General features: G+C 75.8%; 22 protein-coding genes. 13 read left to right on the plus strand and 9 right to left on the minus strand.

Annotated elements, in window-relative coordinates; translation table 11 throughout:
• Nucleotides 1–24 precede the first annotated feature (24 nt).
• The gene (locus tag AB0O91_RS33450) at nt 25–639 is read right to left on the minus strand and encodes a DUF6817 domain-containing protein (protein WP_363441317.1); all 615 of its coding nucleotides are present in this window, start codon (nt 637–639) and stop codon (nt 25–27) included.
• Between the two features lie 138 nt (nt 640–777).
• Entirely contained in the window at nt 778–1,650 is an 873-nt protein-coding gene (locus AB0O91_RS33455; protein ID WP_363441319.1) for a 2-dehydropantoate 2-reductase, read from the minus strand.
• 333 nt (nt 1,651–1,983) lie between these two features.
• On the opposite strand from AB0O91_RS33455, the gene AB0O91_RS33460 reads away from it, so the two are divergent.
• From AB0O91_RS33460 to AB0O91_RS33470, 3 genes are all read left to right on the plus strand, one after another.
• Nucleotides 1,984–2,769: an ABC transporter ATP-binding protein gene (locus AB0O91_RS33460; RefSeq protein WP_363441320.1), complete on the plus strand. Its 786-nt coding sequence runs from the start codon at nt 1,984–1,986 to the stop codon at nt 2,767–2,769.
• A gap of 5 nt (nt 2,770–2,774) precedes the next feature.
• Complete coding sequence (locus tag AB0O91_RS33465; protein ID WP_363441322.1) at nt 2,775–4,166, plus strand: FtsX-like permease family protein; 1,392 nt, start codon at nt 2,775–2,777, stop codon at nt 4,164–4,166.
• 130 nt (nt 4,167–4,296) lie between these two features.
• On the plus strand, nt 4,297–5,706 hold the full coding sequence (locus tag AB0O91_RS33470) for a sensor domain-containing protein (protein ID WP_363441323.1): 1,410 nt from the start codon (nt 4,297–4,299) through the stop codon (nt 5,704–5,706).
• 66 nt (nt 5,707–5,772) lie between these two features.
• Here the strand turns inward: AB0O91_RS33470 and AB0O91_RS33475 are convergent, their stop codons facing one another.
• On the minus strand, nt 5,773–6,438 hold the full coding sequence (locus AB0O91_RS33475; RefSeq protein ID WP_363441325.1) for a response regulator transcription factor: 666 nt from the start codon (nt 6,436–6,438) through the stop codon (nt 5,773–5,775).
• A gap of 195 nt (nt 6,439–6,633) precedes the next feature.
• Between AB0O91_RS33475 and AB0O91_RS33480 the strand changes: the two genes are divergently transcribed.
• Nucleotides 6,634–7,080 (plus strand): MarR family transcriptional regulator, encoded by a 447-nt coding sequence (locus tag AB0O91_RS33480; protein WP_363441399.1) that lies wholly within the window; start codon nt 6,634–6,636, stop codon nt 7,078–7,080.
• A gap of 200 nt (nt 7,081–7,280) precedes the next feature.
• Entirely contained in the window at nt 7,281–8,606 is a 1,326-nt protein-coding gene (locus tag AB0O91_RS33485; RefSeq protein WP_363441401.1) for an MFS transporter, read from the plus strand.
• A gap of 7 nt (nt 8,607–8,613) precedes the next feature.
• On the opposite strand, the gene AB0O91_RS33490 is transcribed toward AB0O91_RS33485, so the two are convergent.
• Entirely contained in the window at nt 8,614–9,153 is a 540-nt protein-coding gene (locus AB0O91_RS33490) for a DUF5959 family protein (RefSeq protein WP_363441327.1), read from the minus strand.
• A 233-nt stretch (nt 9,154–9,386) separates the two neighbouring features.
• Nucleotides 9,387–10,364, minus strand: coding sequence for a ScbA/BarX family gamma-butyrolactone biosynthesis protein (locus AB0O91_RS33495; protein ID WP_363441329.1), 978 nt, complete (start codon nt 10,362–10,364; stop codon nt 9,387–9,389).
• A 462-nt stretch (nt 10,365–10,826) separates the two neighbouring features.
• On the opposite strand from AB0O91_RS33495, the gene AB0O91_RS33500 reads away from it, so the two are divergent.
• The 3 genes from AB0O91_RS33500 to AB0O91_RS33510 all read left to right on the plus strand — a co-directional run bounded on the left by AB0O91_RS33500 (nt 10,827) and on the right by AB0O91_RS33510 (nt 13,296).
• Nucleotides 10,827–11,501, plus strand: coding sequence for a ScbR family autoregulator-binding transcription factor (locus AB0O91_RS33500; protein WP_363441331.1), 675 nt, complete (start codon nt 10,827–10,829; stop codon nt 11,499–11,501).
• A 217-nt stretch (nt 11,502–11,718) separates the two neighbouring features.
• Nucleotides 11,719–12,564 carry an AfsR/SARP family transcriptional regulator gene (locus AB0O91_RS33505; protein ID WP_363441403.1) on the plus strand — a complete coding sequence of 282 codons (846 nt, stop codon included), beginning with the start codon at nt 11,719–11,721 and terminating at the stop codon, nt 12,562–12,564.
• A gap of 273 nt (nt 12,565–12,837) precedes the next feature.
• Nucleotides 12,838–13,296 (plus strand): DUF5959 family protein, encoded by a 459-nt coding sequence (locus AB0O91_RS33510; RefSeq protein WP_363441333.1) that lies wholly within the window; start codon nt 12,838–12,840, stop codon nt 13,294–13,296.
• Between the two features lie 73 nt (nt 13,297–13,369).
• On the opposite strand, the gene AB0O91_RS33515 is transcribed toward AB0O91_RS33510, so the two are convergent.
• Complete coding sequence (locus AB0O91_RS33515; RefSeq protein WP_363441335.1) at nt 13,370–14,140, minus strand: MerR family transcriptional regulator; 771 nt, start codon at nt 14,138–14,140, stop codon at nt 13,370–13,372.
• 106 nt (nt 14,141–14,246) lie between these two features.
• Between AB0O91_RS33515 and AB0O91_RS33520 the strand changes: the two genes are divergently transcribed.
• Nucleotides 14,247–15,398, plus strand: coding sequence for an erythromycin esterase family protein (locus AB0O91_RS33520; RefSeq protein ID WP_363441337.1), 1,152 nt, complete (start codon nt 14,247–14,249; stop codon nt 15,396–15,398).
• A 58-nt stretch (nt 15,399–15,456) separates the two neighbouring features.
• Here the strand turns inward: AB0O91_RS33520 and AB0O91_RS33525 are convergent, their stop codons facing one another.
• A complete protein-coding gene (locus tag AB0O91_RS33525) occupies nt 15,457–15,804 on the minus strand; it encodes a VOC family protein (protein ID WP_363441339.1) in 348 nt (115 codons plus the stop codon).
• Nucleotides 15,805–15,924: 120 nt separating this feature from the next.
• Nucleotides 15,925–16,866, minus strand: coding sequence for a LysR family transcriptional regulator (locus AB0O91_RS33530; protein WP_363441341.1), 942 nt, complete (start codon nt 16,864–16,866; stop codon nt 15,925–15,927).
• A 71-nt stretch (nt 16,867–16,937) separates the two neighbouring features.
• Here AB0O91_RS33530 and AB0O91_RS33535 point away from each other — a divergent pair, with 71 nt between their 5' ends.
• The gene (locus tag AB0O91_RS33535; RefSeq protein ID WP_363441343.1) at nt 16,938–17,600 is read left to right on the plus strand and encodes a maleylpyruvate isomerase family mycothiol-dependent enzyme; all 663 of its coding nucleotides are present in this window, start codon (nt 16,938–16,940) and stop codon (nt 17,598–17,600) included.
• Nucleotides 17,601–17,696: 96 nt separating this feature from the next.
• Here AB0O91_RS33535 and AB0O91_RS33540 read toward each other — a convergent pair whose 3' ends face one another.
• Nucleotides 17,697–18,566: an SDR family oxidoreductase gene (locus AB0O91_RS33540; RefSeq protein WP_363441345.1), complete on the minus strand. Its 870-nt coding sequence runs from the start codon at nt 18,564–18,566 to the stop codon at nt 17,697–17,699.
• Between the two features lie 351 nt (nt 18,567–18,917).
• Between AB0O91_RS33540 and AB0O91_RS33545 the strand changes: the two genes are divergently transcribed.
• From AB0O91_RS33545 to AB0O91_RS33555, 3 genes are all read left to right on the plus strand, one after another.
• Entirely contained in the window at nt 18,918–20,015 is a 1,098-nt protein-coding gene (locus tag AB0O91_RS33545; RefSeq protein ID WP_363441346.1) for a PP2C family protein-serine/threonine phosphatase, read from the plus strand.
• Nucleotides 20,016–20,425: 410 nt separating this feature from the next.
• Entirely contained in the window at nt 20,426–21,826 is a 1,401-nt protein-coding gene (locus tag AB0O91_RS33550) for an MFS transporter (protein WP_363441348.1), read from the plus strand.
• A 40-nt stretch (nt 21,827–21,866) separates the two neighbouring features.
• Complete coding sequence (locus AB0O91_RS33555; RefSeq protein ID WP_363441350.1) at nt 21,867–23,129, plus strand: non-ribosomal peptide synthetase; 1,263 nt, start codon at nt 21,867–21,869, stop codon at nt 23,127–23,129.
• The last annotated feature ends 197 nt before the right edge of the window (nt 23,130–23,326 follow it).

Below are 23,326 nucleotides of genomic sequence, written 5' to 3' on the forward strand. Positions count from 1 at the left end.
TGACGACCGGTATGCGAGTGACCATCAAGTTCCGTTTGTGGAAGGCGATGTGCCGGTCGGTCGAGGCTGCCCGACCTGTCCGATCTGTCGGTCCTGCCACGCCTGCCAGGCGGCGGGTGGCAGCAGGGGCCGGGTGCGGCGGAGCAGTCGGTACAGGGCGGGTTCGTGGCGGGCGGCGAGTGCGGCGTCGTGGGCGAACACGTCCAGCTCGTTGGCGGCCGTGATGGCGAGGAAGGCGCGCAGGTCCTCCTCCGGCGGGGCGTGGTCCGCGCCGGTGAACCGGTCGTGGAACAGCGGCTCCTCGTCCCGGCCCAGCCGCGGGTAGACGGCGGCCCGGCCGCAGCTCGCGTACAGGTAGACGAGCGCCTCGGCGCGTTCGCCGACGAGTCCGGCCAGGGTGTCCCGCTCGTCCAGGCCCAGCAGGGCGCCGTCGAACCCGTCCGTGCCGTAGGCCGCGTGGCAGAGCCCGGCGGCCTGGACGGCGGAGTCGGTGCCCCAGTCCGCCAACAGGGCCGCCACCCGGGTCAGGTGCGCCAGCAGGGTGCCGCCCGGGTGCGGGATCCGGTCGGCCTCGTGGCTGCGCAGGAATTCCTCGACGTGGCTCCACGCGGGAGCGCTGCGGTGATCGGCTGACGTCACCCGACGAGTTCTACTCCTGTGGCGGACCGCCCCGCAAGCGCGCCCGGCCGCGCCCGTGGGGCCCACCACCGAACGGCCGTTCGCTGCCCGGGGGAACATTCGGGGGAGGATGGTCGGGGGCGCTGCGGTGGCGGTGGCTCAGGACAGTTCGCGGACCAGCCGGGTGAGCGTCGGGACGGGGACGTGGTGCGCGGCGGCGGCCCGCAGCACCGCACCGCCGATGGCGTCCAGCTCGGTCGGCCGGCCCGCCTCGACGTCGCGCTGCATCGAGGACTTCATCGCCGGGGGGAGCCGGTCGAAGGCATCCAGCAGCGCCGCCGCGTCGGCCGGGGCGCCGACCGCCCCGGCGACCGCGGCGATCTCCGCCAGGACGGCGAGGAGTTCATCGCGGTGCTCGGCGCGCACGACGCCGATGACGTCGGCGTACCGGGTGGTCAGCAGCGCGAAGGGGGCGAGGAAGGCGAGCTTGCTCCAGAGCATCGCCGTCTCGTCCTCGCAGAGCGTGACGTCCAGCCCGGCCTTGCCGAGCTGCTCGGCGAACTCCTCTGCCGGGCCGGCGAGTTCGACGGCCGCGAACGGGCTGGTGTGCTCGATCAGCCCCGGCGCGGTCCGGGCGGTCTCGATCCGGATCGTCCCGGCCGCCACCCGCGCGGCCGGGAAGCGTGCGCGCAGCAGTGCCATGTGGTCCAGGCCGTTGAGCAGCGGCACCACCAGGCTGCCGACGAGGGCCTGCGGCGCCACCCGGTCGAGCGCGGCGGCCAGGGCCGTCTCCTTGACGGTCACGAGCAGGACGTCGACCGGCTCGCGCAGCTCGGTGACGGCCTCGACCTCGGCGGTGAACCCGCCGAACCGGGCGCTGCGCACCCGCAGCCCGTCCCGGGCGAGGACGGCCGCGGTGCGCTCGCCGGCCACGCAGACGACCCGGTGGCCGTCGCGCGCGAGCAGGCCCCCGAGCAGGCCGCCGACGCCGCCCGGTCCGAGGACGGCGACGGTGAGGGGGGTGGTGGTCATGCCGGACTCCTACGGGTGGAAGGGGACGGGGTGGGAGGGGACGGGAAGCGGATCGTCGGGCGGGCGGCCGGCCGGTCGGAGGCGCGGGGGCGCGGTCATCGGGTGGCTTCGGGGCGGTGCGGCGGAGGGGGCGACGTGGCCATGGTAGGGCGTTCCACGGCGCGGGTTCCGGCGGGGGCGGCCGGGGCCGGGCGCGGTGCTGCGACGGGTCCCCGGGCCGGGCGCCGCCCGGACACTCGTCCTGGCACCACCTGCGGGGTTCGGTTTTCCGAACCCCGAATCGGGGTGCCAGCACAATCGATTCGACGACGGCGGACGCCCAGGATGGAGGGCATGAACGGGATCACGACAGCCGCCGTCGGGGCGGCACAGGGCGGGGCGGCGGGCGGGCCGGTGGGTGCGGCGCTCGTCGGCGAGGGGCTGCACCGCGAGTACGGGCGGGGCGCGTCCGCCGTCCGGGCGCTGCGCGGGGTCTCGGTGGCCTTCGCGCCGGGCACCTTCACGGCGGTGATGGGGCCCTCGGGCTCGGGCAAGACCACTCTGCTGCACTGTCTGGCCGGGATGGACCGCCCCACCCGGGGCACCGTCCGCTGGGGCGACACCCCGGTGTCCGGCCTGCCGGAACGACGGCTGGCCGAACTCCGGCGCACCAGGGTCGGGTTCGTCTTCCAGGCCTTCAACCTGATGCCCGCGATGACGGTCGCGCAGAACGTCGAGCTGCCCGGCCGGCTGGCGGGGCACCCACCGGACCGCGCACTGGTCCGGGAGTCGCTGGCCCGGGTCGGGCTGGCCGGGCGGGAGCGCGACCGGCCGGGCCGGCTGTCGGGCGGGCAGCAGCAGCGGGTGGCGATCGCCCGCGCCCTGGCCGCCCGCCCCGAGGTGCTGTTCGCCGACGAGCCCACCGGGGCGCTGGACCGCGCCACCGGGCACGACATCCTCGACCTGCTGAGGGCCGGGGTGGACGAGGACGGGCGGACGTGCGTGATGGTCACCCACGACCCGGTCGCCGCCGGCTACGCGGACCGGGTGCTGCTGCTGGCCGACGGCCTGCTGGTCGACGAGCTGACCCGGCCGACGGCGGCGCAGGTCGGCGAGCGGCTGAGCCGGTTGGGCAGGTGAGGGCGATGCGCGGTTCCGTCCTCCCCCTGGCGGTCGGTCAGATCCGGCGCCGACCGGCGGCCTTCGCCGGGCTCGCGGTGGCGCTGTTCCTGGCGGTGGCGGCGGTGACGCTGTTCGGCTCCCTGATCGCCGCGCAGCTGACGGCCCCGGCCGCCCAGCGACGGGCGGTGGTGGCCGGGCCCGGCCCGGCGGTGATCGCGGGGGCCTTCGGCGAGATCGCCGTCCTGGTCGCGCTGTTCGTGGTGGTCAACGCGCTGGGCTTCACCCTCCGCCAGCAGCACCGTGACCTCGCCCTGCTGCGCACCGTCGCGGCGACGCCCCGGCAGATCCGGCGGCTGGTGCGGCTCCAGGTCACGGCGACGGTGCTGCTGGCGGCCGTCCCCGGCGGTGCGGCGGGCCTGCTCGCCGCCCGGGCCTTCCTCGCCGCGCTGCAGGAGCGTGGGATGGCGGCGCCCGGGCTGCGGATACCCGTGGCGCCGCTGCCGGTGCTGATCGCCCTCGCGGTGGCGCTGCTGGTCGGCCTGGCGGCCGCCGCGCTCACGGTCCGACGGGTCACCCGGCCGGCCCCGGCCGTCGCGCTGACCGACAGCGCGGCCGGGCAGCGCCGGACGGGCGTGCTGCGGCTGCTGGCCGGTGTGGTGGTGCTCGCGGGCGGCGGGCTGCTGCTGCGGCTGGCCGCCGGCCGTCCGGTCGCCGAACTGGACAAGGCGGGGCAGGCGGCGCTGCTCGGTGCGCTGGTGCTGCTGGTCGCCGTCGCCCTGCTCGGCCCGGTCGCGGCCCGGCTGCTGGCGGCCGCCCTCGGGGCCCCGCTGCGGGTCCTCCTGCCCCGGGTCGGCTGGCTGGCGGATGCCAACCTGCGCGGCTACGCGGCCCGGCTCTCCTCGGCGGTGGTCCCGGTCGCGCTGCTGGTCGGGCTGGCGGCCACCCTGCTGACCATGACCAGCACCGCGGAGCAGGCGGTCCGGCTCAGCGGGGCCACCACCAGCGTCACCAAGGCCAGCGACGTCTGGCTGCGGCAGGCGGAACTCGGCCTGCTGGTCTGCTTCGCGGCGGTCTCCACGGTCAACACCCTGGTCGCGCTGACCGCCGACCGGCGCCGCGAGTTCGCGCTGCTCCGGCTGGTCGGGGCGACCCGGCGGCAGCTGCTCCGGATGCTCTCGGTCGAGGCGGCGCTGACCACGGCCGTGGGCGTGCTGCTCGGGGCGGCCGTGGCGGGTGCGGCGAGCGGGGCGTTCAGCCGGGCGGTCACCGGCTCGGTGCTGCCGGTGGTGCCGGGAGCGGCCTGCGGCTGGGTGGTGGCGGGTGCGGCGGTGCTGACCGTGCCGGGGATCGTGGGCACGGGGCTCTGGGCGATCGGCGGGCCCGCGGTGGAGGAGGTGGGCGGGGAGCGGGGGTGAGGCGACCCTGCGGACGCGGAAGGAGCGCGCGGCGGGGGAGACGCGGCGGTCGGGCGGCCCTGCGGGTGGGGGCGGCCCGGTGCCGACTGGGGGATGCTGGGGGCCGGTTGATCGGTGAATGGTGAGGCGTGTGGTGACTCGGTGGCGGCAGGGGCTGTCGGTGCGGGGCGGCGAGGTGGCGTTCGCCGTCCTCGGGCTGCCGCTCGGAGTACTGGGCGGGGTGTACGCCGTGGCGGTGCTCTACGCGGGGGCGTTGCTCTCGCTCACGGTGCTGGGGCTGCCGTTCGTCGCGGCCGCGCTGGTCGGGGCCCGGCGGATCGGCGGGCTGCACCGGTGGCTGGTCGGGCGGCTGCTGGGCGAACGGGTTGCCGCGCCCCCGCGGTCGGCGCGCCCCTCGGGGCCGCTGGCCCGGGGGCGGGCGGTCCTGACCGACCCGGTGGCCTGGCGGGCCCTGCTCTACCTCCTGCTCCGGCTGCCGCTCGGGGTGGTCGGCTTCCTGGCCGCGGTCGGGCTGCCGCTCGGCGCGCTCTGGCTGGCGGGATTCCCGCTCTGGGTACGGCTGTTGGAGCCGGGTCCGCGCGCCGTCGACTGGCTGGACGTCGCCGCGCCGCCGGCCGGCCTCGTGGTGCTGGCCGTCGCACCGGCCGCGCTACGCGCCCTGAGCCGGGCCAACCGGGCGCTCGCCCGGGCGCTGCTCGGACCGGTGCGGTCTCAGCAGCGGGTGCGCGAACTGGAGCTCGCCCGCGCCACGTTGCTCGCCGAGAGCACCGACCGGCTGCGGCGGCTGGAACGCGATCTGCACGACGGCACCCAGGCGGAGCTGGTCGCGCTGGCCATCACCCTCTCGCTGGCGGACGACGCCCTCGGTGCGTCGGCTCCCGCCGGGCCCGGCGGCGCGCGGCCCGGAGCGGCGGGGCCGGAAGCGGGGTCGGAAGCGGCAGGGTCGGAAGCAGCAGGGTCGGAAGTCGGGGGTTCGGAAGCCGGAGGGGCCGAGACTGCTGGGACCGAGACCGCGGGGGTCGAGGCCGCTGGGGCCGGAGCCGCAGGGCCCCGGGGGGCGGGGCCCGACCTCGGGCGGCTGCGCGTCCTGGTCGACCGGGCGCGCGGGCAGACCGATGCCACCATCACCGGGCTGCGTCGGCTGACCAGGGGCATCCACCCGGTGGCGCTGGACGGCGGCCTGGCCGAGGCGCTGCCCGGGCTGACCGCCACGGCCCCCGTGCCGGTGACGCTCCGGTTGGACCTGCGGGAGCGGCCGTCGGAGGTGATCGAGCGGGCCGTCTACTTCTGTGCGGCGGAGCTGCTCACCAATCTGGCCAAGCACAGCGGGGCGCGCACGGCCGAGGTGAGCGCGAGCGCGGTCGACGGGCGGGTCCGGCTGACGGTCCGGGACGACGGACGCGGCGGCGCCGTGATCGGTGCGGGCACCGGGCTGGCAGGGCTGGCCGAGCGGCTCGCGGCGGTGGACGGGGTGCTGCGGGTGGACAGCCCGCCCGGCGGGCCGACGGTGGTCACCGCCGAGCTGCCGAGCAGGTTGTGACGGCGCCCTGATGGTCCGGCGCCCTGATGGTCCGGCGGTCCGGCGCCCCCGTGGCGCGCCGGACCGTCAGGCCCCGGTGTCCGCGAGGTAGGCCAGCACGGCCTTGACCCGCCGGTTGTCGGCGTCCGTCGCGGGCAGGTCGAACTTGGTGAACACCGCCGCCACGTGCTTCTCCACCGCCCGCTCCGACACCACCAGCAGGCCGGCGATCGACCGGTTGGAACGGCCCTGGGCCATCAGCGCCAGCACCTCGCGCTCGCGGGCGGTGAGCGAGTCCACCCGGTTGCGCCGTCCGCCGTGCATCAGCCCGTTGACGATCTCCGGGTCGAGCGCCGTACCGCCCTCGGAGACCCGGTGCAGCGCCTCGACGAACTCGGAGGTGCGGGCCACCCGCTCCTTGAGCAGATAGCCGATGCCCGCCGCGCCACCGGCCAACAGCCGGGCGGCCCAAGCGGTTTCGACGTGCTGGGAGAACACCAGGATGCCGACCTCGGGGGTGGCGGTCCGGATCTCGACCGCGGCCCGGATTCCCTCGTCGGTGTGGGTGGGCGGCATCCGGATGTCCACCACGGCCACGTCGGGCCGGTGCTCGGCCACGGCGGCGATCAGCTCGGGGGCCGTGCCGGCGGTGGCCACCACGGCGCAGCCGCGGGCGGTGAGGAGTTCGACCATCCCGTCGCGGAGGATCACCGAGTCCTCGGCGAGGACGACGCGGAGCTGCTTGTCGATCATGACGCCATTATCCGGGGAGCTCGGGCGGACGGAGCCCCAGGGTGCGTGGTGGGGCTGGCGGGGCTGTCCGGTCGATGTACAGCAAGGCTGGACAGTTTGGACTGATGAAATTACCGTGGGACGGTGACCGAGAAGCGAACCGCCCCGGTGGCCCCGGAAACCCGGGCCACCGCCCCAGCAGCCCCAGCCGTCCCCATCGTCCCCACCGTCCCCGACGACTCCGCCGCGCTGGCCGCCCGGGAACTCCGTGCCGTCTTCAGCCGGCTGCGGCGGACCCTCCAGGAGAAGGGGCAGGGAACCGAGGGCCTCACCCCCTCGCAGACCGCGGTGCTCAACCGCCTGATCGTGGACGGCCCCGCCTCCCCGAGCGCGCTGGCCGTCGCGGAGCGGGTCCGGCCGCAGTCGATGGCCGCGACGCTGGCCGGGCTGGAGGAGCACGGCCTGATCGCGCGCCGGGCGGACCCCGAGGACGGGCGCCGCCAGGTGGTCGACCTGAGCGAAGCCGGACTGGTGTGGATCGCGGACAGCCGTCGGGCCCGCGAGGAGTGGCTGGCCCGGGCGCTGCAGGAGGGCCTGACCGAGGCCGAACGCGCCACCGTGCTGGCGGCGCTGCCGCTGATCGATCGGTTGAACCGGCGGTGAGCGGCGCCTCCCTACCCGGCCCGTCCGTATCCGGCCCGTCCACGCCGGGCGCGTCCGTATCCGGCCCGTCCGTACCGGGTCCGTCGACCGCCGGGCCGTCCGCGCTGCCGGCCCGGTTCCGTCCCCGTCGCAGGGCGGCGGGCGCGGTGCGCGCAGGCGGTGACGGCGGCGACGGGTTCAACCGGCGGCTGCTGGCGCCGATGGTGCTGGGCTCGGTGCTGAACCCGATCAACTCCTCGATGATCGCGGTGGCGCTGGTCCCCGTCGGCCTCGCCTTCGGCGCACCGCCCGCCGAGACCGCCTGGCTGGTGAGCGGCCTCTACCTGGCCACCGCCGTCGGCCAGCCGGTGATCGGGCGGCTGGTGGACACCTACGGCCCGCGCCGGCTGTACCTGGCAGGGACGGCCCTGGTCGGCCTGGCCGGCCTGGTCGGGGTGCTCGCGCCGAGCCTGGGGCTGCTGGTCGTCGCCCGGGTGCTGCTCGGGATCGGCACCTCCGCCGCCTACCCGGCCGCGATGCACCTCACCCGCAGCGAGGCCGAGCGGACCGGTCGGAGCAGTCCGACCGGGGTGCTGACCGTGCTCGCCGTCGCGAACCAGACCATCGCCGTGGTCGGACCGACCCTGGGCGGTCTGCTGATCGGGCTGGGCGGCTGGCGGGCGATCTTCGTCGTCAACATCCCGCTGTCGCTGGCCTGTCTGGTGCTCGGGGCCGCCCGGCTGCCGGCCGCGGTGCCGCGCCGCGTGGAGGGGGAGCGGCTCGACCGCGTCGGGATCGCGCTGTTCGCGGTCCTGCTGCTGGCGCTGATGCTGTTCGTGATGAAACCGGGCGCCGCGCACTGGTACCTGCCGGTGCTCGCCGTGCTGGCCGGGGCGGCCTTCGCGCTCCGGGAGACCAGGGTCCGCAGTCCCTTCATCGACCTGCGGGCGCTCGCCCGCAACCGCCCGCTGATCGCCACCTATCTGCGTCAACTGCTCGGCTACACGGCGAGTTATGCCTTCCTCTACGGCTACACCCAGTGGCTGGAGGAGGGGCGCGGCCTGAGCGCCGCCGCGGCCGGGCTGATCCTGCTCCCGCTCTCGCTCAGCGCCCTGACGGTCTCCGCCGTGACCGGGCGCAGCGCGGCGGTGCACGGCAAGCTGGTGGTCGGCGCGGCGGTCCAGATGCTGGCCTGTGCGGCCCTGTTCGCGACGACGTCGGGCAGTCCGGCTCTGCTGCTGGTCGGGGTCGGGGTGCTGGCGGGAGTCCCGCAGGGGCTGATCGGGATCGGCAACCAGACGGCGCTCTACCACCAGGCCGACCCGGCCGCGATCGCCGCCGCGGCCGGGCTGTTGCGGACCTTCATGTACCTCGGGGCGATGGCGGCCTCCGCCGCGAACGCGGCCTTCTTCCCGCACGGCGCCACCACGGGCGGGCTGCACCACCTCGCGGTGTTCATGCTCGGCGGTGCCGCCCTGCTGTTCCTGCTGGTCCTTCCCGACCGTTCGCTCGGCCGGATCGGATCCCCTGCGGTCGAGGGGAATTGACGAGGAGTCAGACCGTGTCGCCGTCGAGGGCCGACCGGTCGCGCCAGGCGTGCACGCCGGGGGCGATCTCGACCACCTCGGACGGGTAGGCGTCCCGGACGAGCGTGAGCAGGGCGCGCTGTTCGTCCAGCCAGCCGGGGGCGGGGGAGAGCACGACCCGGAGGGTGACGCCGGATTCCTCGGCGTCGGAGACGGTCACCCGGACGCCGCCGGGCCGTCCGGGCTCGATCCGCAGCTCCGGGCCGTGCTCCTCGTCCAGCCAGCGGACCGCGAATCCGAGCGCGAGCCGCTCCAGCGCGTCCTGCCACTGGCGGAGGTGGCGGTCGGTGACCAGGGTGACGAACTGTCCGCGCACCGAGTCGGCGGTGACGGTGATCTCGCAGTCCAGCCAGTCGTGGCCGAGCAGCGAGCCCGGTGCGTGCCGTCCGAGGATCCGCGCCCGGACGCTCCGGCCGCCGTTGCGGCCGTCGTGGCCGGGGGCGTCGTCGGTGCCCGGACGGTCGGTCAGTCTGATCAACTCGTTCTGACGCGAAGCGACTTCACTCACTGCGCACTCCCGGTAGCAGCGGATCCAAGGGCTGTCATCCTCGCGCAGGTGTTCGCCCGGTGGCCAGTCCTGGGGAGGTTTTGGGTCATGGGAAGGTAAAGCCGACGGCCCGTCGACCGGTGCGTGCGGTCGGACGGGCCGTGCGGGTCGGACACCCGGTCCGGGGCGGTGGGAACGGACGGGGGTCGGTGGGGACGGACGGGGATCGGCGGGAACGGTCGGGGACCGACGGGTCAGCGCTGATCGGGATGGCCGGTGAGGACGGTGGTGAAGATCGCCTCACCGTGCTGGTGCCCGGTCACGGTGGTGGTCAGGGCGTCCGGGTCCTCGCCGGGGGTGTGCCGGGCCGTGACGGTGGTGGGCGCGTCGTGCTCGGCGTAGCGGTGGAAGGTGGTGGCCGCGGCGGTCGGGGTGACGGTGACCGGGGCGCTGAGCGCGTTGGCGGCCTGACGGGCGGCCTCCAGCAGGACCATCCCGGGGATGTGGTCGCCGGCGTGGTCGAAGAGGATCGGGTGCCTGAGGTCGGGGGTGAGGTGCCAGGTGTCCGGCGCGTCGGTCGGGGTCAGCGCGACGTCGCAGGGGCGCAGCCGTCCGACCCGGGCCGGCGGCAGCGGCTCGCCGACCACGGGGGCGGCCGGTGCGGCCCCGGGGCGGGCGCCGCGCAGGCGGCGGTAGGTGGAGTCCGGAACGGTGGTGAAGCGGGCCTCGCCGGTGGCGGCCAGGTGCGGGCCGCGGCGGACGGTCGCGGTGAAGGTGAAGTCGATCGTGCTGCGGGTGCGGCGCGGTCGGGGGGTGAGTCTGGCCTCGATGGTGAGGTCGGTGGGCGTGGCGCCGATGAACAACTGACGGGCGCGGGTGGTGTAGTCGAGGCTCCACATCATGAACTTGTGGTCGAGCGGAACCCCGAACCGGGTGTGGGCGAGGTAGAGCCCGGCCTGCCGGATCGTCTCGGCGGCCTGCATCGGGTCGTGGCGGGTGCCGTCCGGGGTGCTGAAGAAGGTGTGGGCCCGCGGCCACTGGGCGGTGACGGTGAAGGCGGTGTCGCTGAGCGGCTCGCTGCCGGTGATGAAGACCTCGGCGTGGCAGGCGCGGTGGACGTACTCCTTGGCAACGGTGCTGGTCAGCCGGGGTACGGGTGCGAGCGGCCGGGTCGGCTGGGAAGCCGCGGCGGCCGCGGTCGGGGCAGGGGTGCGGTAGGCAAGCAGAGTCATGGGGAGCGCTCCAAAGGGCCGTGACGGGCGGGGTGGGCTGCTCAGGGCTCGTAAGATACGTACCTACCGGTTTGGTTTTCAAGGCGCCAGGACAATGGTTCGTCGGCGGCCGAGCGCGGCCACGTCAACGCCCGAGGTGTCCGTTCGCGCCCGATGAGTTGGTCTTCTTGGTCAATCCATTGCCTTCGACCTGCGGAGATGTGGACGATCACCATTGACGCGTGCATTATCACAGGCCACTGGAGGATGGGTGGAGCGAGGTGAAGTCGCAAGGGGGGTTCCGCTCCTGGGGGCTCCGGTCGGGGCTGCGGTCACCGGACCGCCGCGTACCGTCCACGCGGTTTTTCCGCGCTCGAGGGCGGCTCCAAGCGCTGCGGGAAGCCGGGGTCGTCCGGTTGCGGTGCGGGTAAGATACGGGGTGTTTGGTTTTGTTTGCCGAGCGTTTCGGGTGGGGTGGTTGCGATGGCACGGCAGGAGCGGGCGGTCCGAACGCGGCGGCTGATCCTGGAGGCGGCGGCCTCGGTCTTCGACGAGTACGGGTACGAGGGCGCGACGATCGGCGAGGTGGTGGCGCGTGCCGGGGTGACCCGCGGTGCGGTGTACTTCCACTTCGCGTCCAAGCGGGAACTCGCCCAGGGGGTCGTGGAGGAGCAGTTCGGTCAGGACGACCTGCCCGAACGGCACTGCAAGCTCCAGGAGTTCGTGGACATGGGGATGGTGGTGGCCCATCTCATGCCGCGCGACCCGCTGTTGAGCGCGGGCGCGCGGCTCTCCCTGGGGCAGGACGTGTTCGGCGACCTCAGCGGCGGCGCCGCCCCCGGATGGATCCGGCGGAGCGAGGCGGTGCTGACGGAGGCGGGCAGCCGCGGCGAACTCCTGCCGCACGTGGTGCCGGCCGAGACGGCCTGGCTGGTCACCGGGGCCTGGACGGGCGTGCAGATCCAGTCCCAGAAGATGTCCGGCCGGGCGGACCTGGAGCGCCGGGTCGCGGTGCTCTACCAGCACCTGATGCCCAGCATCGCCGTCCCGGGTGTCCTGGCCGTCCTGGACCTGGGGGCGGACCGGGGCGGGCGGGTGGCCGCAGAGCTGGCGGCCCGTCAGGAGGCCGACGGTGACGGGGTGTCGGCCCCCGCCTGAGGTCGGGCGGTCCGCTGCGCCGATCCGTGGTCGATCGCTCTATCCCATAACAAACAGCCCGTTCGGTTTTGTATTGACAAACCGTCTGTCCTGTTTTTGGATGGGTGTCGGGTGCCCGGCAGGGTCCACAGCGAACCTGCCGACCGTGAACAGCGGGGCGCTCGCCCGGCCGGTGGCCTTCCTGGTCGCCGATCCCGTCTGGATTGGGGTGGTCGTCATGGAGATCCGGGTGCTGGGGGCCTTGGGGGTCCAGATCTGCGGGGTGTCGGTGGTGCCGACCGCCCCGAAACCGCGGCAGGTGCTCGCCCTGCTGGCCTCGCGGGCGGACCAGGTGGTCCCGGCCGGCGCACTGGCCGAGGAGCTGTGGTCCGGGCGGCCCCCGCGCAGCGCACGCACCACCGTGCAGACCTACGTCCTGCAACTGCGCGACCTGATCGACCGGGCGCTCGCCGCAGCCGGTGCGGCGGCCGGTGTGTCCTGCGCCAAGGACGTCCTGGTCACCTCCACCGGCGGCTACCAACTGAGCACCGGCGGCGGTCAGGTCGACCTGTGGGACTTCGAACGGCTCGCGGGCCTCGGCTACCGCTCCATCGACGCCGGCGACTTCCCGCTCGCCGCGCGCCAGTTGGGCGAGGCGCTCGCGCTGTGGCGCGGTCCGGCCCTGGCCGATGTGCCGCTGGGCGGCCAACTCGCGGTGGAGGCGAAGCGGTTGGAGGAGACCCGGCTCTGTGCGCTGGACCAGCGGATCGAGGCGGATCTGCGGCTGGGGCGGCACCGGGTGCTGCTGGCCGAGCTGACCGTGCTGGTGGACCGCTACCGCACCCATGAGAGCCTGCACGGCCAGTACATGGTGGCCCTGCACCGCTCCGGCCGACGGAGCGAGGCCCTGGAGGCCTACCAGCGCCTGCGCAACACCCTGGTACGGGAGTTGGGCATGGAGCCCTCCGCCGGACTGCGCCGCCTCCAGCGCTCCATCCTGCTGGCCGGCCCCGAACGCCCCGAGCAGGAGGCGCCGGTCGCGGCACCGCACCCCACCGACTCCCGGCTGAGCCGGGTCGGCTGACGACCGGTCCGGGGTCGGGCCGGCCCCGGGGCGGGAGCCGGTCCCGACCCGGCGCCGGGCCGCGGCGGCGGACCACTGGTGAGCGGCGCCCGGCCCGCCGTAGACTCCGGTGCTCGTGACCGGGACGATCGCCGCCGCGGTGCCGCTGTCGCCCCGCGATCGGCCGCCCCGCTGTCCGTGGCCCCCGCTCCGGTCGTGCGCTGGTCGACGGCCCGCCGACGCCGCCGCGAAGTGCCGCTCGGGGCAGTCGACGTGTACGGAGGAAGAGAAGAGATGAACGGCGAAGACCTGAGCGGCGACGACGTCCTGCTCCACCTGGCGGATCGGGAGAACAGCGTCGTCATCCGGGTGCTGGGACGCGGCGGGACCGAGGAGCGCGAGCAGCCCGACGCCCAGGACGACCACGAGGGCGGGACCGCCGGGTACCTCGAGGCCGAGGTCGTGGTGGCGAGCACCTTCTGCAACGGCAGGCTCCCGCTGCGCCTCTCCCAGGAGGACCTGGAGGACTGGGCGGAGGCGCTGGACGAACTGGCCGACGGCCACAGCGTGTGCTGGATGACCGACCTGCGCAATCCGGAGATCGCCGTGGAGTTCGACAGCCAGTTCTCGGTGCCGCTGGTCACCGTCGAGGACGTGCAGGGCTCCGGGTCGGCCATGGCGGTTCCGGTGGACCTCGCGGACGGATGGATCGACGAGCAGCGCGAGCGGTTGGCGCGGGTGCTCCGGAGCTGACCGGCCCGGCGGGCCTTCCCCGTCACGCTTCGGAGGTCGTCACGCTCCGGAGGTCGTCACGCCCCGGAGGTCGTCACGCCCCGGAGCCGTCCCCGGCGCCGTCGGCCGGCGCCGGGGGCGACAGGTAGGCGTCGAGCCGGGCGGCCGCGGTGAGCATCGCCCGGCCCCGGGCGGTGAGCCGCTGCTGCCAGCCGTCGAGGGCGCCGGCGAGTCCGGCCGTCCCGCCGGCCGTGCGGATCTGCCGGACCACGGTGGCGATCTGCTCCAGGGGATAGCCGCCGCGCCGCAGCAGATGGGCGAGTTCGGCGTCCCGGGTGTCCTCGGGGCGGTACTGCCGGTGGCCGCCGGGGCGGCCGCGGGCCGGGGACAGGATGCCGACGGCCTCCCAGGCGCGCAGGGTAGCGGGGGTGACGTCGAGGCGGCGGGCCAGCTCGCCGACGCTGAGCGGGCCGGGGACCGCTGGGAGGGGCGGTGCGGGCCGGGGTGACGCGGCAGCGGGCGCGCTCGGCGCACCGGGCTGCTCCGCCGTCAGGAGCTCGACGGCGCGGCGGACGGCGGCGAGGGTCTCCCGGTCGCGCAGCAGCTGGGCGTGGCCCCGGTCGACGGCGGTGAACGCCTCGTCCGGGCGGCCGTCGTGCACCGCGGCCATGATCCGGCCCGCCGTCGCGTGTCCGAACGCCGGCACGAGGGCGAGGAAGGCGCGCAGGGCGGCGGCGTGCGACTCGGTGTAGATCCGGTAGCCGCTGGGGGTGCGCTCGGCGGGCGGGAGGAAGCCCTCCTGCTCGTAGTTGCGCACGGCCTGGGTCGAGATGCCGTGCTCACGGGCGAGGTCGGCGGGTCGCACGGCGCGGGGTCCTCCTGCTTCGAGACTGTTTGAGACTTTCTATCGGAATCCTCGGGCTGAGACAGCAAAAGTCTCAACCGTTCTTTCAAGGATACGCTTGAGGTCCATGAGCCAGGACCTCGGACACCTCCCCATCCCCCGCTGCGAACTGCTGGCGCTCGGCGAGCCGACGCACCAGGAACCGGCCTTCGCGCTGGTCCGCAACCGTCTGTTCGCCCGACTCGTCGAACAGGGCTACCGCTCGATCGCCCTGGAGACCGACCGGGTCGCCGCACTCGCCCTCGACGACTACGTCCGGCACGGCCGGGGCACCCTCGACGCGGTGCTCGCCGACGGCTTCACCCACGGGTTCGGCGCCCAGCCGGGCAACCGCGAACTCATCGCCTGGATGCGCGAGTTCAACCGTGACCGGGAACCCGGCGAGCAGCTGGCCTGCCACGGCTTCGACCTCCCCACCGAGAACACCATGGCGCCCAGCCCGCGCCGCTACCTCGAACACGTCCGCGACCACCTCGGACTCGACCTCGACATCGCCGCGCTGACCGGCGAGGACGAGCGCTGGAGCCGCGAACAGGCCGTACTGGACCCGGCGAGCTCGCCGGGGGAGACCCCCGAGGCCGTCCGGCTGCGCCGGATCGCCGACGACCTCGGGACCCGACTCCTGCTCCGGGCGCCGGAGTCGATCGAGGCGGGCGGACGCGACGGGTGGCTCCGGGCCGGTGCGCACCTGCGGGCCGGGCTCGGGCTGCTGCGCTACCACGCCTTCGCGGCGGTCCCGGGACTCGCCCCGAGCGAGCGGGTGTCCGGCCTGCTCGGCCTGCGGGACGCGCTGATGGCACGGAACCTGCTGGACATCCGGACGGCCGAGGCCGGTCGCGGCCCGACCCTGGTGTTCTCCCACAACGCGCACCTCCAGCAGGCCCCCAGCAGCTGGGCCGGTGGTGGCCTGGACTGCCGGTGGAACGGCGCGGGCCGCATCCTCGGCCCGCTGCTGGAGGACCGCTACGTGTACGTGGCCGGCAGCCTCGGGCGCAGCGAGGCGCTGGGCCTGGCCGCGCCCGGGCCCGAAACGTACGAGGCGCTGCTCGGGCGGCGGTCGGACGCCGCCTGGGCCTTGGTGCGGCCGCCGGAGCCCGACGCGGGCCGGCCCCGTACGGACACCGCCCCGCACCAGGGCTACGCCTTCGACCGGGCCAGCTTCGCGGGCGCGGCCGCGGTGCTGCACATCCGCGACGGCGCGGCGGCGGTGCGGACCTGAGGCCTGCTGCGAAGAACGGCCGTGACCGGCGTCGGCACCGGGGACGCGGAGGGGCCGGTCAGCGGTGACCCAGCACGTTGACCACCCGGCCGCCGGGGTCGCGGACGAAGAACCGCCGCACGCCCCACTCCTCGTCCTGCAAGGGATGAACGATCTCCGCACCGTTCTCCCGCATGACCGCATAGGCCGCGTCCACGTCGTCCACCTCGATGCTCAGGTCGGGGTTGACGGGCGCGGTCCGGTCCTCGGTCATGAGACTGATCTGCGCCGCCGGGCTCGACGGGGAGGCGAGCGTCACGATCCAGCCGTGGTTCATGACCTCCTCGAAGCCCAGCAGGCCGTAGAACTCCTGGTTCTCCTGGGCGGCTCCCGAAACGAGGTTGGGAACGACTCGACGAACAGTCATCAACGACTCCAGGTAAGAGGAAACGGGTCTCCATCGTGCCGGATCGCCGGGACCGCCGGGACCGCCCGGACCGCCGGGACCGCCGGGACCGCCCGGACCGCCGGGACCGCCGGCGGCCCGTCACGGTCCGGGGTAGGCGGCCCGCAGGTGGGCGAGCAGGGCGGCGGTCGGCGGCTCCGGCGGTCGGCCGGTCGGCCAGACCAGGGCGATCCGCACCCGGGGCACGGGATCGACCAGCCGCCGGACCACCAGCCCGGGCACGGCCCCCGGGTCCGGCAGCACCGCCACGCCCAGCCCGTGCGCGGCGAGTTCGGCCAGCTGCGGCGGCGCGGCGGCCTCGACGGCCACCGTCGGGGCCGCCCCCGTCCCGGCAAGCGCGCACTCCAGCGCCGTCCGCAGCCCGGTGCCGGGCGGCGTGCTCACCAGGTCGTGTCCGGTCAGCGCGGCGGTCGGCAGCGGGCCGTCCCCGGCGGCCAGCGGGTGGCCCGCCGGGCAGAGGGCGACCAGCGGCACCTCCAGCACCGGGTGCAGGGCCAGCCCGGAGAGCGTGGTCCAGCCGTCGTCGTCGGCCCGCCCGCCCGCGGCGGCGGGCAGTCCGATCACGCCGAGGTCCAACCGCCCCTCGCGCAGGGCGCCGATCAGCCGGGCGGTGCTGTCCTCGGCCAACGCGAAGTCGATGCCCGGGTGTTCCTGGCGGAAGGCGGCGAGCGTGGTGGCCAGCCCGGGGAAGGTGCCCAGGGCGGGCGGCGGGGTGAGGGCCGCGCCCGCCACCATGCCGAGCCGCACCCGGCCGCGCCGCAGGCCGTCGAACTCCCGCGCCGCGCGCCGGGCGGCCTCCGCCGCGGCCAGTGCGGCCCGGGCGTGCGGCAGCACCGCCTCGCCGACCCTGGTCAGGCGCACCGTACGGCCGGAGCGGTCCAGCAGCTGGTGGCCCAACTCCCTTTCCAGCCGGCGGATCTGGGCGCTCACTCCGGGCTGGCTCAGGTGCAGCAGCTCGGCCGCGCGGGTGAAGTTGCCCTGGTGGGCAACGGTGACGAAGTACTGGAGCTGCCGGAGTTCCATAACCGGTGATCATAGGTGCCAGAACGATCCGGTCTTGGACGGGCGGACGCCCCCGGCCGCAGGCTGGGTCCATGAACAGCACGCAGCACACCGGGCGGGGCGCGGGCGGGGAATGGCTCCGCGGACAGATCGCCGCCGAACGGCGGGAACTCGCCGAGGTGTTCGCCGGTCTGACCGCCGAGCAGTGGAACTCGCCCTCGCTGTGCGAGGGTTGGCGGGTCCGCGAGGTGGTGGCGCACCTGGGCACCGGCTTCCGGTACTCCACCGCACGGACCCTCTGGGAGCTCGCCCGCTCCGGCGGCCGCGTCCACCGGATGGCCGACCGGATCGCCCGCCGCGACGCGGCCGCCCGCACCCGGCCCGAACTCGCCGCCGCCCTGGCCGAACACGCCGACCACCCCTGGCGCCCGCCGGTCGGGGGCCCGATCGCCGCCCTCGCCCACGACGCCGTCCACGGCCTCGACGTCACCGTGGCCCTCGGCCTGCCCCCGCGCCTGCCGCTGCCCCGGGCCGACGCCCTGCTGGGTGCGGTCTCGCCCCGCAGCCTGCGCTTCTTCGGCGCCCGGCTGGACGGTGTGCGGCTGCGGGCGACGGACACCGGCTGGTCGTACGGGGCGGGCCCGGCGCGGGTGGAGGGGATCGCGGAGCACCTGCTGCTGGTGGCCTACGGGCGGCGGCTGCCGGCGGGCCTGCTGACCGGCGCGGGCGCGGAGCGCTTCACCCGCGGAGGCTGACCCGGGATCGCCCACCCGGGCGGAGGCCGGGGAAACCGGAACTCAGGGACTTCGGCACCCCCGGAGCCGCCGGAACCGGTGCGGTTCCCGGTCCGCTCACAGGGAGTCCACCAGGCCGCCGTCCACGACGAAGTCGGCGCCGGTGATGTTCGCGGCGCCGGGGCCGGCCAGGAAGACCACCAGGTCCGCGACCTCCGAGGGGCGGGTGAAGCGGCCGGTCGCGGCCTGGGCCCCGGCGGCGCGGGCCACGTCGCCGGGGTCGAGGCCCCGGGACCGCCCGACCGTGGCGGCGACGCCGTCGGTGCCCCGCCACAACGCCGTCTCCACCGGTCCGGGGCCGACCGTGTTCACCCGCACCCCGTGCGGTCCGACCTCCTTCGACAGGGCCTTGCAGAAGTTGGTCAGCGCGGCCTTGGCGGCGCCGTAGTCGATCACCAGCGGGTCCGGCAGACGGGCGTTGACCGAGGAGACGGTGACGATCCGGCCGTCGCCCGAGGCGAGCAGGTGCGGCAGGGCGGCGCGGGTGGCGCGGACGGCGGCCATCAGGTTGACGGTCAGGGTCCACTCCCAGTCCCGGTCCGTCACGCTCGCGAAGCCGTCGACCCGCGGGCGCACCGCGCCGACGTTGTTCACCAGGACGTCGAGGCCGCCGTGGCGTGCCACGGCCTCGGCGACCAGTGCGGCCGGGCCGTCGGGCGTCGCGAGGTCGACCTCGGTGACGGTGAGCTCCGCGCCCCCGGCCACGAGCGCGTCCAGGGCCTCGGTGCGGCTCCGGGATCCCGCGACCACGCGGCACCCGGCGGCGAGGAAGGCCTCGGTGATCGCGAGGCCGATGCCGCGGCCGGCGCCGGTGACCACGACGGTCCGTCCTGCCAGGCCGGGGCCGTGGTCGGGGTCGTGGTCGGGGCCGTTCGCGGGGCCGGAGGGCTCCCCGGGGCCGGTCCGTGACGGTGCGGGTGAGGTCATCGCCGACCCTCCTGGTGGTCTGCCGAAGCGGCGGGCCGTGCCCGGTCCCGCCAGTATCGGCCGCCGGCGGCGACCGGGAGCGGCGATCGGCGGGCCGGCTCCGGCTCGCCGTGCCCTGCTCCCGCCCGCCCGGTCCGGGCCCCCCAGCGCAGACCCGGCCCGGGGCGGGCGCCCCCGGGCGCAGCGCGTTGCCCGCCGTGCGGGCCGCCGAACGGGTGAGGCGCCCGGAGGAAGCCGCCGGGCCGGGCCGCCGCCGTACCGGACTGCGCCCGGCCGCCGCCCGTGCCTACGATCGGAGGGACCTCCGACCGAGGGCACGAGTGCGGAGGCGAGACGGAAGCCAGGTCGCCGATGGCCCCGAGGTCCGTGCAGTGGCCGCCGTACGTGCGGGCCGCGCCGTGGTTGCTGATCGTCGGCGGGCTGGTGTGGAACTCGCTGGATCCGGCCGACTACTGGGGCGATCCGATGCTGGCGGCCGCCGCCGTGCTGTCCGGGGCGCTGCTGGGCCTGCGGGACGCCGTGGCGGTCGCGCTGGCGAACGTGCTCGGGATCGTGGTGCTGTCCCTGCGGGACGGCTCGGCCGGGACCCAGGACGGCTACCTGGAGCTGGTGAACACCGTCTTCGCCGCGCTGCTGGGCCTCGCGGTGAACCGGGTGGTGGCCCGGCACGGGCGGCAGCTGGCGCAGGTGCGGTCGGTGGCGGAGGCGGCGCAGCGGGCGGTGCTGCCGGAGCCGCCGGGGCGGGTGGCCGGGCTGGAGGTCGCGGCCTGCTACCGGGCGGCCCAGGACGAGGCGCTGATCGGCGGGGACGCCTATGCGCTCCAGGACACCCGGTACGGGGTGCGGGTGCTGATCGCGGACGTGCGGGGCAAGGGCCTGCACGCGGTGGGGGCGGTGTCCGTCCTGCTGGGGGCGTTCCGGGAGGACGCGCACCGGGAGCCGGACCTGGTCGCGCTCGCGGACGCGCTGGAGCGCACCCTGGCGCGGGAGAGCGCGCAGCTGAGCGAGGAGTTGCGGCTGGAGGGGTTCATCACGGCGCTGCTGGTGGAGTTCCCGCCGGGGGAGGAGGTCGCCCGCACGCTGGACTGCGGCCACCCCGGGCCGTACCTGCTGGGCGGTGGCGGGGCGGGGGTGAGCCGGTGGGACGCGGCCGATCCGGGGCTGCCGCTCGGGATGGGGGTGCTGGGGGTGGCGCGCCCGGCGGTGGCGAGCCGGCCGTTCCCGCCGGGGTGCACGCTGCTGCTGGTGACCGACGGGGTGACCGAGGCCCGGGACGCGGCGGGGGAGTTCTACGACCCGGTGCGCGGGCTGGCCCCGCTCGGGCCGTTCGCGGGGGCGCGGGAGGCGGTGGAGGCGCTGGTGGCGGATGTGGCCCGGTGGACGGGTGGGCCGCGGGACGACGACATGGCGGTGCTCGCGGTGACCAGGCGCGCGGGCGGCGCGGGCTGAGGACCGGGGCCGGATCCGGCGGGGGAGGGGTGGGGAGCTATCGGGCATAGCGCCCGGTCGCGCCTCCGAACGGTCACGCCGATATCACGGTGGGGTTACGGAAGGCATCCACTCCGTGGATTCCGGCCAATCTGGCGGCTGTTGGCCGGTGGCCGGAAAACGGATGTCCGGATACCGGACGGTGAAATGGACTCGCTGGTCACGGGCGGGGCCGAACGTCCCTACGGTCAGGTAACCCTTGGCGGACGGGCGGCGACGGGCGTGGGCCGGCTCCGCGCCGGGACGGAAGGCGCCGTAAGGGGGGCGCAAGGGCCGGTCACGGCGGTGGCGGGATCCGGTCGACCCGTGCTTCGTCCGGAAACGGCCCCGGTGCTTGCCCCGTGTCGAATGGGTGACCGAGAGTCGCATCGATGAACGAGAAGCCTCACCCCCGCCAGGCCCGTCTGTTCGGCCACCGCGACTTCCGGCTCCTGCTGACCGGAGCCGCGGCGGCCCAGACGGGCAGTCAGGTCACCCTGGTAGCCCTGCCGCTGGTGGCGGTGGTGGTGCTCGACGCCACCCCGTTCGAGGTCGGCCTGCTCACGGCCGCCGAGACCGCCGCCTTCCTGCTGGTCGGCCTGCCCGCCGGTGCCTGGCTGGACCGGATGCGCAAGCTCCCGGTGCTGATCCGCGCCGACGTGGTGCGCTGCCTCGCGGTGGGCTCGATCCCGCCGGCGGCCGCGTTCGGGGTGCTCACCATGCCGCAGCTCTACCTGGTCGCGCTGATCACCGGGGTGGCCACGGTCTTCTTCGACGTGGCCCACCAGTCCTTCCTGCCCGCCGTCCTGCCGCGCGAGCAACTGGTGGCCGGCAACGGCGCCCTGGAGACCGTCCGCTCCTCGGCGCAGATCGCCGGGCCGGGCCTGGGCGGCGGGCTGGTCCAACTGCTCGGCGCGCCGCTCGCCATCGTCGCCGACGCCTGCGGCTACCTCGCCTCCGCGCTGCTGCTCACCCGGATCCGGGTCGAGGAGGTCCTGCCGGAGCCGGAACCCGGGCGTTCGCTGCGCGCCGAGGTGGCCGAGGGCGTGCGCTTCGTGCTCGGCCACCCGCTGCTGCGGGCGATCGCCGCCGCCACCGCGACCTCCAACCTGTTCGCCGCCGTACTGATGGCCGTTCAGACCGTCTTCTGGGTGCGGGTCCTCGACCTGTCGCCCGGAGCCATCGGGGCCCTGCTGTCCGCCTCGGCGGTCGGCGGACTGGCGGGCGCGCTCTGCGCCGGCCAGCTGTCCCGCTGGGTCGGGCAGGCCCGGCTGATCTGGCTGGCCACCGTGGTGACCGCGCCGTTCGCGCTGCTGTGGCCGCTGTCCGGCGGCGGTGCGGGCGCCCTGCTGTTCGGCCTCGCCTCCGGCGTGGTGCTGTTCGGCGCGGTCGCCTACAACGTCGCCCAGGTGAGCTTCCGGCAGAGCGTCTGCCCGCCCGAGCTGCTCGGCCGGATGAACGCCACCATGCGGTTCCTGGTGTGGGGCACGATGCCGATCGGCGCGCTCGGCGGCGGACTGGTCGCCGACTGGGCCGGTCCGCGCGCCGCGCTGTGGCTGTGCGCGGTGGGCTTCCTGCTGGTGCCGGTGCCGCTGCTGCTGTCGCCGCTGCGGGGGATGCGCGACATGCCCACGCCGGCGGAACCCGGGGCCGGGGACGGCCCGGACGCCCGTACGACCGAGGACCACGAGGGCCCCCGCACGACCGGGAACGGCCCCGACTCCCTGACGACCGAGGACCGTGCCGACGCCCACTCGACCGAGCAGGCCGCCGCGAGCCCGACCACCTCCTGACTCCCGACCCGAGCCGACACCGGAAACCGGAGACCGTTCCGTGCACGCCAGCATCACCGCCGCCTACCTCACCCGGTACCGCTCCGCAGCCGCCGACTCCCCGGTGGAGCTGCTCCCGCTGACCGGCGCCCAGCGGCGGTTCCTGATCACCCGCCGGCTCGCGCCGCAGACCCGCTCCGACGTCGCCCCGCTGTTCTTCGCCTACCCCGGCGGCACCCTCGACCCGGCCCGGCTGGCCCGCGCCGCCACCGCCGTCGCGGCCGGCCACCCGGCGCTCTGCGGGGCCTTCACGACCGTGCGCGGCACACCCGTGCTGCGCGCCGGCGCCCCTTCCGTGGAGGTCGCCCGGATCGCGGTGGCCCCCGGCGGCAGCGCCGGGGCGGCGCTGCGCGAGGCGCTGCTGGACTGGCCGCTGGACGGGCCCGCGTTACGCCTGCTGGTGGCCCGGGAGCCGGACGGCGACGAGGAGTTGCTCGCCCTCGCCCTGGACCACGCGGCCTGCGACGAGCAGTCGGTCGGCGCCCTGGTCGGCGAGCTCACCGATGCGTACCGGCGCGACGAAGCGGCCGCGCCCGCGCCCGCCCCGTCGGCGCAGGCCCTGGCCGCCTTCCGGGAGGCCGTCGAACTCCAGCTGGCCGCCGAGGAGGCCGCCGCCGGCGCCGCCGCCCGGGCCCACTGGGGGCGCCGGCTCGGCGGGCTGACCGGGGCGGGCGGCGGCGCCGCCCGGACCACCGGCATGCTCACCGAACGGCTGCCCGCCGTCGAGGGCAGCGCCCGCAGCGCGATCTTCCCCGCCCTGCTGGACGCGGTCGGCGCGGCCGCCCGGCGGCTGCACCGCGCGGACGGGCCACTGGCGCTCGGCTACCCCTGGGGCGGCCGCCCGCCCGGCGCGCCCGCCGTGCTCGGCTGCTTCCTGAACACCCTCGTGCACGCCGTCCCCACCCGGCCCGCCGGGGACCTGGAGGCGCTCTGCGACGACTGGTGGGACGACCTGGAGCACGCGGGCACCCCCTTCGACGAGGTGGTCCGGGCCGCCCGTACGGCCGGATCGCCCTGGTCGGGCGGGCTGGACGCGATGCTCACCTTCGAGGACCTGCACCGCCGCCCGGCGCTGGTGCTCGGCGGCGTCCCCGGCCGCGAGGTCCACGTCGACGGCCGCCCGCTCGCCGCCCCGCTGGCGGTCGCCGCCGCCCACGGCGACGACCTGCTGGTGCGCCTGGCCTGGGACAGCGAACGCTTCCCGGCCGCGGACGCCGAAGCCGCCTTCGCCGACCTGCTCGCCGTGCTGCGCCGCCACCTCTAGGCGTCCGGCCCCGGCCACCGCCGGAGCCGCCGGCCCCGCCCCGACGCTCGGCCCCCGGCGAGTGCTCCGGCCCCCTCAGACCACCTGTCCCCGAGGACCCCGGGCCGCACCTCACCCCGGTGCGGCCCGGATCCCCCCGGCCGTACCGGGACCACCGCGCGCCCGCGCCCGGCCACCGCAGTGCCAACACGCCCACC

The sequence above is a fragment of the Kitasatospora sp. NPDC089797 genome (genome assembly GCF_040684795.1).
Taxonomy (GTDB): domain Bacteria; phylum Actinomycetota; class Actinomycetes; order Streptomycetales; family Streptomycetaceae; genus Kitasatospora.

Coding starts and splice junctions, on each gene's coding strand:
- AB0O91_RS33455 (WP_363441319.1), bottom strand. CDS start 1,650: ATGACCACCACCCCCCTCACCGTCGCCGTCCTCGGACCGGGCGGCGTC.
- AB0O91_RS33460 (WP_363441320.1), top strand. CDS start 1,984: ATGAACGGGATCACGACAGCCGCCGTCGGGGCGGCACAGGGCGGGGCG.
- AB0O91_RS33465 (WP_363441322.1), top strand. CDS start 2,775: ATGCGCGGTTCCGTCCTCCCCCTGGCGGTCGGTCAGATCCGGCGCCGA.
- AB0O91_RS33475 (WP_363441325.1), bottom strand. CDS start 6,438: ATGATCGACAAGCAGCTCCGCGTCGTCCTCGCCGAGGACTCGGTGATC.
- AB0O91_RS33485 (WP_363441401.1), top strand. CDS start 7,281: ATGGTGCTGGGCTCGGTGCTGAACCCGATCAACTCCTCGATGATCGCG.
- AB0O91_RS33495 (WP_363441329.1), bottom strand. CDS start 10,364: ATGACTCTGCTTGCCTACCGCACCCCTGCCCCGACCGCGGCCGCCGCG.
- AB0O91_RS33500 (WP_363441331.1), top strand. CDS start 10,827: ATGGCACGGCAGGAGCGGGCGGTCCGAACGCGGCGGCTGATCCTGGAG.
- AB0O91_RS33505 (WP_363441403.1), top strand. CDS start 11,719: ATGGAGATCCGGGTGCTGGGGGCCTTGGGGGTCCAGATCTGCGGGGTG.
- AB0O91_RS33510 (WP_363441333.1), top strand. CDS start 12,838: ATGAACGGCGAAGACCTGAGCGGCGACGACGTCCTGCTCCACCTGGCG.
- AB0O91_RS33520 (WP_363441337.1), top strand. CDS start 14,247: ATGAGCCAGGACCTCGGACACCTCCCCATCCCCCGCTGCGAACTGCTG.
- AB0O91_RS33525 (WP_363441339.1), bottom strand. CDS start 15,804: ATGACTGTTCGTCGAGTCGTTCCCAACCTCGTTTCGGGAGCCGCCCAG.
- AB0O91_RS33530 (WP_363441341.1), bottom strand. CDS start 16,866: ATGGAACTCCGGCAGCTCCAGTACTTCGTCACCGTTGCCCACCAGGGC.
- AB0O91_RS33535 (WP_363441343.1), top strand. CDS start 16,938: ATGAACAGCACGCAGCACACCGGGCGGGGCGCGGGCGGGGAATGGCTC.
- AB0O91_RS33540 (WP_363441345.1), bottom strand. CDS start 18,566: ATGACCTCACCCGCACCGTCACGGACCGGCCCCGGGGAGCCCTCCGGC.
- AB0O91_RS33545 (WP_363441346.1), top strand. CDS start 18,918: ATGGCCCCGAGGTCCGTGCAGTGGCCGCCGTACGTGCGGGCCGCGCCG.
- AB0O91_RS33550 (WP_363441348.1), top strand. CDS start 20,426: ATGAACGAGAAGCCTCACCCCCGCCAGGCCCGTCTGTTCGGCCACCGC.